Origin of the sequence: Mycolicibacterium celeriflavum (genome assembly GCF_010731795.1) — a bacterium.
Lineage (GTDB): Bacteria > Actinomycetota > Actinomycetes > Mycobacteriales > Mycobacteriaceae > Mycobacterium > Mycobacterium celeriflavum.
Window position 1 is genome coordinate 632,202 of sequence record NZ_AP022591.1, and the last position, 11,106, is coordinate 643,307.

The window sequence follows — 11,106 nt, forward strand, 5'->3', positions numbered from 1 at the left end:
CGTGGCGCTATGAGACTGGTGAGTTTGGCTGGCCGACGAGCGACGTGGTGGTGCGCTGAGCGCTAGGCGTGCGCGCCGCCATCGATGCGGATCTCGGTACCGGTGATGAAGGCGCCATCGTCGGACGCGACCATGGCGATCACCGACGCCACCGCACTCGGGTCACCCAAGATCTCGTTCTCGCGGCCGTGCAGCAGCGGCGTCTGCTTCGCCCATAGCCCCAGGTCGTAGCCGTCGGGCATTTTGTCCAGTGTCGAGTTCGCCAAAGCCGTTGCCACCCCACCGGGTTGGATGTTGACCGCACGCAGGCCCTGCTTGGAATACTCCAGAGCCAGGGAGTGCGTGAACGCCAGCACCCCGCCCTTGCTCGCCGCATACGCGGCCATGTAGGGGTGCGCGAACGACGCTGCGGTGGAGGTGAAGTTGACCACCACGCCGCGACCGGAATCAAGCAATGCGGGAAGGGCGCGCCGAGTCATCAGGAAGGTGCCGGTGAGGTTGACGGCCAGCGTGGCGTTCCAGTCCTGAAGCGTGTGCTCATGAGTGTGGGCGCAGCGCTGGATGGCCGCGGCGTTCACCAGCACATCGAGCCCACCCAGTTCGGTGACCGCGGCATCGACGGCCTCCGCCACCGCAGCCTCGTCCGAGACGTCTAGAACCGCAGTGGTCAACCGTTTACCGATGCCGGCGTCGTCGGCCGCAGAGGTCGTCGCCGCCAGGCCGTCCGGTGAGACGTCACAGCCGACGACCGTTCCACCCTCCTCGAGCAATCGGGCGACCGTCGCCGCGCCGATGCCCGAACCGGCACCGGTCACGATGATCCGCCGATCGTTGAAGCGCTCCATGCTCAAAGGCCTTTCTACTCAGGCGAGTTGGAACGCAGAGATCGGGGCTTCGTCAGGGTATTGCGATGGCCCGCCGAGGTCGTAGACCGCATTGAGCGCTCCAATGAACTCCGGATCGTGCAGCGGCTCGCTGGGAACGTTCAGCTTGACGCCCTTCTTGCCGGCGTCGTCGACGAGCATGTCGATGGCCTTGGCGACCGTCAGGTCGTCGCTGCCGTCCATGTTCTTCTTCAGTTCGTCGAAGTCGGTGAACACCTCGGCCGACCAGTGCACCAGGAATCGCAGTTCGTCGGTGTGGTGACGGGCGATGACGTCCTCGCCGTTCTTCAGCAGCCAGTGGTCGCGATCGGTGGGGTCGCCGGTGAACACCGTGTCGAACGCCAGCCCCGCAGGCACCTGCTGCCCGAGCGGGCCGTTGGCCTCACCGCGGTGCACCATCATCTCGTTCTGCACCAGCACACCGCGGTTGTAGACCGGCGGCAGAAGGCGCTGCGGTGGCTTGAGCGGGCCGTCCGGCCAGTAGGTGAAGCCGCTGCTCTCGTCGTGCGAGAACCATGTGATGACCTGAGCCATCTTGATCAGGTAGTCCTGGAACAGCCCGGACTTGCCCATCACGCTGGTGAGCCATGTCGGAGCGTTCTCGTGGCGCACACCGCGGAAGCTGGGGGAGTCGAGGTGGCCGGGATCGCGGTTGGCGCACGGCCCGTTGATGTTGAACAACATCATCTCCGGCTTGGCGTACTCGGCGTTCCAGTAGCTCTTCGCGTAGTCCACGAACCGCTGGTTGTAGAAGCAGTCGTGCAATTCGGGGTAGAGCACGGTGCCGTAATTCGCCAGGTAGCCTCGGAATGTCGGCGTCAGGAACAAGTCGAGTGAGGGTTCGAAGCCCTCGGGGAACATGCCGCTCATCGTGGCCATCAGTTCCTCCGCCGAGGCGAAGTGCTGAGCGATGATCAGCCGCCACGGACCCTGGGTGCGAACCACGTCGAGTAGACGCTCGCGCTGATCGTCGGTGTAGACGTTGTCGATCTCACGCGGCGGCGAGGCGGGCCGCAGAACGTCGGAAAGCTCCATGCGCTGCTGTTCGGTAAGCATGGCTCGATTGTGGTGCGGTCGCGGACATTCGGTTCGCCACCTGTCCAGTGATCGGGACACGCATTCCCCGCCGAGACTACGGTTATTGACGAAAATCGACCGAAATCCCTCAGAAGCCGTTGTCTCGGCGCATTCCTGCTCGCGCTAGAACGGCAGTGGGTTGGCGAACTTGGCACGCATCAGCGCGCCGATTTCGGCCACCGCCAAGCGGCCTCGCGCGGTGACGTCCGAGCGCATCAGAAAGCCGTGATACGCACCGGGATAACGGGTTACGGTGGTCTGCACTCCGGCGTCCTGCAGTCGCTGGGCGTAAAGCTCGCCCCAGTCGCGAATGGGGTCGGCCGCCGCGGTCACCACAATGGCTTGCGGCAGCCCGGACAGGTCATTCGCATGTGCGGGTACCGCGTACGGATGATCGGGGCCGTGGGCCAGCTCATGCATGTACTCGATGTCGACGAGGGAGAGCATCGGAGCGTTGGGCTGGGCTCTGACCGACGGCACCGTCAGATCCTTGTCGAGGCCCGGATACATCAGCACCTGGGCGAACAGGCTCGGCCCGCCGCGATCCCGGGCGGCCAGCGCAACGGCGGCGGCCAGGGTGCCGCCCGCGCTGTCGCCGGCCACCGCCAGTCGACTCGCATCGATGCCGAGTTCGCCGGCGTGTGCCGCTACCCATGACGTCGCGGTGTACGCATCGTCGAACTGGGCCGGCGGAGGTGCCTCGGGCGCGAGGTGGTATTCGACGGAAACCACGGTGCCGCCGGACTTGTCGGCGAGATTGCGCGCCAACGGTTCGAACGAGTGGTTCGAACCGAGCACCATGCCGCCGCCGTGAAAGTACACCATCGCCGGGGCCGCCGGATCCGGGCGAGGCCGGTAGATACGCAGCGGTATCTCACCGACCGGCCCGTCGATCATCCGGTCTTCCACCTCGGCCATCTCCGGCATGGGCGGGCGGGGAGCCGATTCCAGCGCGTCGCGGACCGCGGCGAGTCCGCGTTGACGCATCGGAGGCACCACACCGAACTCCGCGACGCGTGCGGCGGCGTCCCGATCCAGCATCGGCGCAGCTGCCTTCGATGTGGTCATCGATGTGCCGGATCGAATCGACGCTTGGTGCGCAATACCGGCGGACGGCGGTTGGCAAGGATGTCGGCGCGCTCGGCCATCGCGTTGCCGACGTATTCGGGCTGGGTCAGCAGATAGAAGTCGCCGGCGGCCGACTGTTCGAACACCACTCGTGCCGCCTCGATCGGGTCCATCGCCTCGGCCTTGATGTCCATCATGGCCGACCGCTGCGACTCGGCCGCCCGGACATCACCACCGTCGACGCCGCCCGCCGCATCGAAGATGTTCGACTTCACGGCCCCGGGCAGCACCGCCTGAACATGGATCCGGTCGGCGTGACCGGCCGATTCCACTTCCAGGCGTAGGCATTCGGTGAGTGCGAGCACCGCATGCTTGCTCATGATGTACGGCGCCTGCAACGGCACGGCCGCCACGCCACCGATCGACGACAGATTCCACACCCACGACGGTGTGTCGGCAGCCAGCATGTGCGGCAGGAACGCGCGCACCCCGTAGAACACGCCGCTGATGTTGATCGCCACCAACCGATCCCAATTGGCGACGGGCGTGTCCCACAGGTAGCCGAACTGCTCCACGCCGGCGTTGTTGACCAACAACCGCACCGGCCCGACCTCGGAGTACACCCGGGCGGCAAGTCTTTCCATGGCATCGGCGTCGCGCACGTCGCACACCATGTCGACCGCGCCGGGCAGTTCGTCGCGAAGGGCGGCGATCGCGGCAGCGTCGATGTCGACCAATACCACCGTCATCGCCAACTCGGCGGCATGGCGGGCCAGACCGGCACCGATCCCGTTACCGGCGCCGGTGATGACCGCAACGCCGCCGGAGAAGGTCTCGCGAGCGGTCACCGAACTAGCTGCCGGATGCTGCGGTCTCGGCGGCGAGTTCGGAGAGCAGCACCGAGTTGGTGGTGTCGAGAACCATCTCCATCTCGGTGAACTCGAGCCCGCTGGCGCCGCGGCGCACCGCGACTTCGGCGACACCGCTGGACACCGCGAACGGCACGAAGTTCGCGATCTGGTTGACGAAGATATAGAAGCGGGCGCGGGTGGCCCCGCCGTCGGTGCCGGTGCGGTGCAGGTTGGTGGCGTGGTGACGCAGCGGGTAGGGGCTCTGCTTGCGGTGGTCGGTGAGCCACTCCATGACGGCGTCGCGGCCGTGCAGTTCGGGCGACATCAGCTCCTCGAATGGGCTTGCACCCGAATCGCTGCGGGTGATGAACCGCATGTCCTCGGCCTTAGCCGCCGCCATCTCGTCGTAGTGCGCCTCGTCGTAGGCGTACCAGTAGGCGGCGATGAACTCCTGCAGTTCGGACAGTGAAATCTCGTTGCTCACCGTTGCAGTGAACCGCCAAAGGCTCTGGGGCGACACCGTGGTGTCCGGTCAGCGGAACGTCGCCACTCACTCGCAACGCTGTCGGCAAGCTCGGCTCCGAAGCGTTGGAACAATTTGCGGCGGCCTCTCATGGAACTTTTCAGAAATACGTCGCGGACTTCTTAAAATTCGCACATATGTTCGAGTCATGAATTCGGAAGCGGTGCAGGCCACAGTTGCCGCGCTGCGCGCCGCATACGACGAACTGGCCGCGTTGCCCATCGAGGCGCTCACCAAGTCTGACCTGATCGACGCGCTCGACGAACTCGAAACCCTCGGCTGCCGCCTGCCGGCGCAGAGCCATCGCATGTTGGCGCGTCTGCAAACCGAGACCACCGCCACCGAAATGGGGGCCAAGTCTTGGCGCGACGTGCTGGCGATCCGGTGGCGCATCTCGACCAGCGAGGCTGGCCGCCGGCTCGACGAGGCCGCCCAGTTGGCGCCACGCCGCACACTGACCGGTGAACCGCTCGAGCCGGAGTTGCCCTGCACCGCGCTAGCCCAAGCCCACGGGTCGATCAACCGCGAGCATGTCAAGGTCGTGTGCGAGGCGATGGAGCGCATCCCGGCCGCCGTCGACGCTCACACCCGCGCCCAGATCGAAGTCGATCTGGTGCGCACCGCGATCGGCGTGGGACCGAAGGAATTGAAGGACAACGCCGAGCGCATCTTGTTCCTGCTCGACCAGGATGGTCCCGAACCCGATGACACCGAGCGCGCGCGGCGTCGCGGCGTGTCGAAGGGACCGCAGGGATCCGACAAGATGGTCCCGTTCAGAGGCAATCTGACTCCCGAAGCTTGGGCGATATATGAGGCGATCTTCGCGAAGTGGGCGGCGCCGGGCATGTGCAACCCTGACGACGAGCAGCCCTGCGTTTCGGGTACGCCGACACAGGCCCAGATCGATAACGACCGCCGCAGTCTGGCGCAGCGTCAGCACGACGCGCTGGTCGCGGTCGGGCGCAGCGTGCTGGAAAGCGGTGAGTTGGGCCAGCACAACGGGTTACCGGCCGCGATCATCGTCCGCACCACACTGCAGGAATTGGAGAGCCGGGCTGGAGTTGGCGTCACCGGTGGGGGCACCGTCATCCCCATCGCCGACGTGATCCGGATGGCCGCACACGCCAACCATTACCTGGCGGTGTTCGACAAGGCGACCGGGTCGGCGCTGGACTTGTTTCGCGCTCGGCGCGTGGCCTCGCCGGCTCAGCGGATCGTGCTCATCGCCCGCGACGGCGGCTGCACGAAGCCGGGCTGCACCGTGCCCGCCTATGGTTGCCAAGCCCATCACGCGGATCGCGACTGGGCCGACGACGGACAAACAAATGTCGACGAACTCGGTTTGGCGTGTGGTCCCGATAACCGCATGGTCGGCCCAGGCGGTTGGCAAACACGGATCAACGAAGACAACGACGTCGAGTGGATCCCACCCCCACAGCTCGACACAGGGCAAGCCCGCGTCAACGAATACCATCGGCCCGAGCGTCTTCACCGACCGCCCGACGACATAACCGACGAAGTCGTCGACGGACGGACCTCGAACGGCGACAACGAAGGTCGGGCAGGACCGACACCCGACGCCGCGTGACAACGCCGCGATCGGTATAGACAGCCGATTGGGGCTCGAGTACTTGCTGTGATGGGCGCGCGTTCCGCTGACCTTGATTCGTCGAGTCAGCCGGTGACCAGGTTCCACAGACCGGACGCGCCCGCCGCCAGCGCTGCGTCGGTCACCCGCTGGTCCCAGTACCGGACTGAACCGAACTCCGAGCGCCAGGCCAGCGCCGCCCGGGTGAACTCGTGCAACCGGTGCTCCTGCGTGGTGCCAATCGCGCCGTGCACCTGGTGCGCGTTGCGCACCACGACCGACGTCGCATGTCCGGCGCACGAACGGGCCGCGGCGACACGGAACTCGAGGCTTTGTCCCGACCAGTCGGTGCTCACGGCCGTCGTCAGTGCGGCCTCGGTCGCCGCCCGAGCAAGTGCGGCCTCGGCGGCGAGATCGGCGATCAGATGCTGCACGGCCTGGAAGCGGGCCAACGGGCGACCGAACTGAACACGCGACGTCGCATGCTCGACGGACAGCTGCACTATCCGATCGAGCGCCGCGCACACCTGAATCGCCCGCACGAGTGCCGACTTCAGCCACAGCTGAGTGACGAGGTCCGCGGGCACGGATGTCCCGTCCAGGATCGAGACGTCGGCGGTGACGGTGTCGCGCGGTTCGCCGATCGTGTTGAAGCCTGCAGTGACGGCCAGCCTTTCGGTGTCGACGTCGGCGGCACGGTACTCGCCGCCGGCATTCCACACCACCACGATCCGCTCAGCGCCCGCCGCCCATGGCACACCGCGGGACGCGCCGTGCTCGTCCAGCAGACACACCGTGCGCACGGCGCCGGTGCTGGGCAGCCCGGTCGCGTCCAACAGCCAGCACGCCAGCAAGTCGTGTTCGGCCAACGGAACTCGCACGCCGTGACGGGCCGCGGCGGACAGCAATTCGGCGGCCTCGTACCAGCCGGCCCCGCTACCGCCGGCCTCCTCCGGTCCGGTCAGCCGCGCCAGTCCAAGCTCGACGAGTTGTCGCGACAGTCGATCGTCTGCCTGCGGCTGAGTCCCGCGATACTCGGCGAAGACGGCATCCATCATGTCGACCAGGGCCCGGTCGACGCCGATCATCGAGCTCTCGGTCATCGCAGACCCAATCCGCGCGCGATCACGCCGCGCAGCACTTCGTTGGTTCCGCCACGCAGCGTGAAACCCGGCCGCTGATCCGCCGCAGCCGAAACCAGTTCCGTGAACGCCGGATCGATGTCGCCGTCGTCGAACTCGCCCGCGAACTCGGCGATATCGCCCTCGGTGGTGGTGCCGAGTACCTTGACGACAGCCGCGGGCACATCGGCGGGGGCGTGTCGCTCCAGTGCACCTGCCACCGCGGTCGACATCTGGTGCAGGCCGGCGATGCGTGCCACGAGCCACCCGAGGTCGGCATCGGGGGAGATGCGCTGCGACGCCATGTGTTCGGCGCACGAGGCGAGCAGCACGAACGTGGACAGGAACCGCTCGGGTCCGCTGCGCTCGAAGGCCAGTTCCGAAGTCACCTGTCGCCAGCCGTCGCCGATGGCACCGAACACCATTGCGTCGGGCACGAAAGCCGCATCGAGGACCACCTCGTTGAAGTGGTGGGCACCGTTCATCGAGATGATCGGCCGGATCTCCACTCCCGGCGCGCGGAGATCAATGATGAACTGGCTCAGTCCGGCGTGCCGATTGTCGGGATCCACCGGCGCGGTGCGTGCCAGCGCGATGAACGCGTGCGCGTGGTGGGCCCCGGAGGTCCACACCTTGGTGCCGGTCAGCTTCCAACCACCGTCGACGCGAACCGCTTTCGTCCGCACGCTCGCCAGGTCAGAACCGGAGTCGGGCTCGCTCATCCCGATGCCGAAGTAGCACTCGCCGCGCACGATCTTCGGCAGGAACTCCGACTTCTGCAGTTCGGTGCCGTACTTCAACAGCGACGGCACGATCTGCCGATCGGCGATCCAGTGCGCGGCCACGGGTGCCCCGGCGGCGAGCAGTTCCTCGGTCACCACGAAGCGTTCGACGAACGAGCGCCCGTGGCCGCCGTACTCGACGGGCACCGTCATACCGAGCCAGCCCTTGGCGGCGAGCGCGGCCGTGAACTTCTCGTCCCACCCGGTCAGCCAGGCATCGACTGACGGGCTGAACGTGCCCGCGGCGCGCTGCTCGGCCAGGAAGGCGCGGACCTCGGCGCGCAGGGGTTCCGTGGTTGCCGGCTCGACGGTGGCGGGCGGTACCAGCCGGGGGAGCGAAACCTGCGACGTCACTGGCTCCTCCACTTCTGGGTCACTGGTGGCTCCGCCACCGGCTGATGCGCTGCCTGTGCCGTGATTCTTGCAGCAGGGTCTTTCCATGGCGTCGATGGACAGCGTTTTACGCGGGTAGTCGTGCATGATCTTGTCAACGGTCAGGGGACGATGCTGGCGCGGACGTCGCGCTTGCCGTCCGCGGCCGCGAACGCCTCGTTGATGTCGTCGAGCGGATAGTGCGCTGCTGCAAGGCGTTCCAGTGGCAGCTTGTCCTGATGTTGCTCCAGGAAGGTGAGTGCGCGGGAGAGCACAGGCGGGTCGTAGAGCGAGACGCCGACCATCGTCTTGTTGGCGAACACGAACCGGGACGGATCGAATTCGAATGTCTTGCCCACGTTGATGTTGCCGATCTCCACATAGCGGCCGAACTGGCCGAGCATCTTGAGACCTTCGTCGATGGCCGACGGATGGCCGACCACCTCGACGACCACGTCGGCGCCGTGCCCGTCCGTCAGCCTGCGCACGATCTTCGCCCGATCCTTCACCGTGGCGGCCTCGTTGATGTCGATCACCGCGTCGGCGCCGAACGCCGTCGCCAACTCCAGGCGCTCGGGCACTCCATCGATCGCGATAACGAGGCTCGCTCCGCGCGCCTTCGCCACGGCGACGGCGTACAAGCCGAGCGCGCCGGCGCCCTGCACCACAACGACTTCTCCAAGCTGCTGATCGACGCGCTCGAAGCCGTACATCACCTGGGACAAAGCACAGTTCGCGCCCGAAGCGATCTCGTCGGACACGGTGTCGGGCACGGTGTAGACCACCGCGCCGCTGGGCAGCAGGAAGTAGTCGCCGTAGCCGCCCACGAAATACGGTGGTTCGTCGGCGCGGCCCAGCATCGCCATCGTGAGGTTCAGGCAGGCATTGCGCCGACCCTTCAGACAGTTGCGGCAGTGGTGACACGAGAAGAAGTAGGGAAACACGACCCTTGTACCGCGTTGTAGCGGCATGCCGTTGGAGTCGGCGGTGACGCCGTGGCCGAGAGCCTCGACTTCACCGACCATTTCGTGGCCCAGCACGGTGGGCAGCTGACCACCGAGTCCGGTTGTCGCGAAGGTTCCGTGCCAGGCGTGCAGATCGGATCCGCAGATGTTGGTGCGGGTGACCCTGATCAGAATCTCGCCTGGCCCGGCCTCGGGCAAGCTGACGGTTTCGATCTCGAACGGTTGTCCGGGCGCGTCGAACCGTGCGATACGTCCTGTGAACACAGCCGGGGTGATCCCTTCAGTGGGTGAGCGTTTCAGAGCCGAAGCGTTCGCGCAGTTGGCGTTTCAGCAGCTTGCCACTCGGGTTCTTGGGAAGCGTGTCGACGAAGAAGACGTGTTTGGGCGTCTTGAAGCCGGCGAGATGTTCGCGGCAGTGCGCGATGACGTCGTCCTCGGTCAGCGTGACGCCGTTGCGTGCCACCACCGCGGCCACCACGGATTCCACCCAGGTCGCGTGCGGGACACCGAACACGGCTGCTTCCTGTACTCCGCTGTGCCGGTAGAGGATTTCCTCGACCTCGCGACTGGCGACATTCTCACCGCCGGTCTTGATCATGTCCTTCTTGCGGTCCACCACGTGCAGCAGGCCGTGCTCGTCGTAGTACCCGAGATCACCGGAGTGGAACCAGCCGCCGCGGAACGCTTGGGCCGTCTTGGCGGGCTCGTCGAGGTAGCCCAACATCAGATGTGGGCTGCGGTGGGCGATCTCACCGACGACGCCCGTTCCGACGTGCTGGTCGTGCTCGTCGAGGATGGTCGTCTCGACGTTGACCACCGGGCGCCCGGCCGCGCCGCCGTGTGCCTCCTGTTCGTCGGGTCCCAGTGCGGACGCCAGCGGCGCCATCTCGGTCTGCCCGTAGAAGTTCCACAACCGCAGGTTCGGCAGTCGCTCCCGGATCTCGTTGAGGATCTCGATCGGCATGGCCGAGGCGCCGTAGTAGCCCTTGCGCAGGCTGGACAGATCCACCGCGTCGAACAGGGGGCAGCGCAGCAGGCTGATCCACACAGTCGGCGGCGCGAAGTAGTTGGTCACCCCGTAGCGGGCGATCGTGCGCAGCACCGTCTCGGGGTCTGGCCTGGGCAGGATGATGCTGGTGGCGCCGAGGTAGATGTCGGTGGCGAGGAAGTTGTCGAGTTGCGCGCAGTGGTAGAGCGGCAGCGAGTGGATCTCGACGTCGTCACCCGACATCGAACCGGCCACGATCGTGCTGATGTACTGCCACATCAGGCTGCGGCTGGTGTGCATCACGCCCTTCGGACGCGACTCGGTTCCGCTGGTGTACATCAGCCGCAGCAGCTGGTCGTCCTCGATGGGCGGTGCCGGGGCGGCCGTGGTGGTGGTCAGCCATTGCGCGAAGTCGCCCCAGCCTTTTGGTGCGGGTTGGCCGGCGGGCATCAGCGCGACCGTCGTGCGCACCTCACCGCCGAGCCGCATCGCCTGTTCGGCCGTCGGGATCAGATCGGCTTCGCCGATGAATCCGCTGGCCTTGCTGTGGGCCAGGATGTAGGAGATCTCCTCGGCCGTGAGCATGAAGTTGATCGGGACGAGCACCACTGCGGCGCGGGCGGTGGCGAACGCCAGCACGGCGTACTGCCAGCAGTTGTGCGCCAACAGCGCCACTCGGTCGCCCGGGGAGAAACCGTTGTCCCGCAACGCCGCCGCTGCTCTATCCACCAGGTGGTCGAATTCGGCGAACGTCAGGGCGACGTCGCCGTCGATGATCGCGACCTTGTCCGGCTGCTTACGGGCCGACCGGCGGGGGATGTCGCCCAGCGTGTGACGGCGCGCCTGGTCTACCACCGTGTCCGGTTGCATGGCCGCAGCGTATGGCC

At 66.4% G+C, this 11,106-nt stretch carries 10 protein-coding genes; 1 reads left to right on the forward strand and 9 read right to left on the reverse strand.

All coding sequences use genetic code 11. The features are described from left to right. Window positions 1–62 precede the first annotated feature (62 nt). From G6N18_RS02910 to G6N18_RS02930, 5 genes are all read right to left on the reverse strand, one after another. Complete coding sequence (locus G6N18_RS02910) at window positions 63–845, reverse strand: SDR family NAD(P)-dependent oxidoreductase (RefSeq protein ID WP_083000533.1); 783 nt, start codon at window positions 843–845, stop codon at window positions 63–65. A gap of 18 nt (window positions 846–863) precedes the next feature. Next, a complete protein-coding gene (locus G6N18_RS02915; protein WP_083000531.1) occupies window positions 864–1,940 on the reverse strand; it encodes a hypothetical protein in 1,077 nt (358 codons plus the stop codon). A gap of 144 nt (window positions 1,941–2,084) precedes the next feature. Further along, window positions 2,085–3,029: an alpha/beta hydrolase gene (locus G6N18_RS02920; protein WP_083000529.1), complete on the reverse strand. Its 945-nt coding sequence runs from the start codon at window positions 3,027–3,029 to the stop codon at window positions 2,085–2,087. Further along, window positions 3,026–3,877 (reverse strand): SDR family oxidoreductase, encoded by an 852-nt coding sequence (locus G6N18_RS02925; protein WP_083000527.1) that lies wholly within the window; start codon window positions 3,875–3,877, stop codon window positions 3,026–3,028. Before G6N18_RS02925 ends, G6N18_RS02920 begins: the two co-directional genes overlap by 4 nt. Before the next feature lie 4 nt (window positions 3,878–3,881). Next, the gene (locus tag G6N18_RS02930; protein ID WP_083000525.1) at window positions 3,882–4,364 is read right to left on the reverse strand and encodes a nuclear transport factor 2 family protein; all 483 of its coding nucleotides are present in this window, start codon (window positions 4,362–4,364) and stop codon (window positions 3,882–3,884) included. A gap of 187 nt (window positions 4,365–4,551) precedes the next feature. On the opposite strand from G6N18_RS02930, the gene G6N18_RS02935 reads away from it, so the two are divergent. After that, entirely contained in the window at window positions 4,552–5,991 is a 1,440-nt protein-coding gene (locus G6N18_RS02935; protein WP_083000524.1) for an HNH endonuclease signature motif containing protein, read from the forward strand. 86 nt (window positions 5,992–6,077) lie between these two features. On the opposite strand, the gene G6N18_RS02940 is transcribed toward G6N18_RS02935, so the two are convergent. The 4 genes from G6N18_RS02940 to G6N18_RS02955 all read right to left on the reverse strand — a co-directional run bounded on the left by G6N18_RS02940 (window position 6,078) and on the right by G6N18_RS02955 (window position 11,089). Continuing rightward, the gene (locus G6N18_RS02940) at window positions 6,078–7,094 is read right to left on the reverse strand and encodes an acyl-CoA dehydrogenase family protein (RefSeq protein WP_234806112.1); all 1,017 of its coding nucleotides are present in this window, start codon (window positions 7,092–7,094) and stop codon (window positions 6,078–6,080) included. Next, window positions 7,091–8,248: an acyl-CoA dehydrogenase family protein gene (locus G6N18_RS02945; RefSeq protein ID WP_234806111.1), complete on the reverse strand. Its 1,158-nt coding sequence runs from the start codon at window positions 8,246–8,248 to the stop codon at window positions 7,091–7,093. Before G6N18_RS02945 ends, G6N18_RS02940 begins: the two co-directional genes overlap by 4 nt. Window positions 8,249–8,388: 140 nt before the next feature. Beyond that, entirely contained in the window at window positions 8,389–9,495 is a 1,107-nt protein-coding gene (locus G6N18_RS02950) for a zinc-binding dehydrogenase (RefSeq protein WP_407663549.1), read from the reverse strand. 16 nt (window positions 9,496–9,511) lie between these two features. Further along, a complete protein-coding gene (locus tag G6N18_RS02955) occupies window positions 9,512–11,089 on the reverse strand; it encodes an acyl-CoA synthetase (RefSeq protein ID WP_083000520.1) in 1,578 nt (525 codons plus the stop codon). Window positions 11,090–11,106 lie beyond the last annotated feature (17 nt).

Bases quoted from the DNA above. Each gene is read 5' to 3' on its own strand.
- G6N18_RS02910 (WP_083000533.1), bottom strand. From the start codon at position 845: ATGGAGCGCTTCAACGATCGGCGGATCATCGTGACCGGTGCCGGTTCG.
- G6N18_RS02915 (WP_083000531.1), bottom strand. From the start codon at position 1,940: ATGCTTACCGAACAGCAGCGCATGGAGCTTTCCGACGTTCTGCGGCCC.
- G6N18_RS02920 (WP_083000529.1), bottom strand. From the start codon at position 3,029: ATGACCACATCGAAGGCAGCTGCGCCGATGCTGGATCGGGACGCCGCC.
- G6N18_RS02935 (WP_083000524.1), top strand. From the start codon at position 4,552: ATGAATTCGGAAGCGGTGCAGGCCACAGTTGCCGCGCTGCGCGCCGCA.
- G6N18_RS02940 (WP_234806112.1), bottom strand. From the start codon at position 7,094: ATGACCGAGAGCTCGATGATCGGCGTCGACCGGGCCCTGGTCGACATG.
- G6N18_RS02955 (WP_083000520.1), bottom strand. From the start codon at position 11,089: ATGCAACCGGACACGGTGGTAGACCAGGCGCGCCGTCACACGCTGGGC.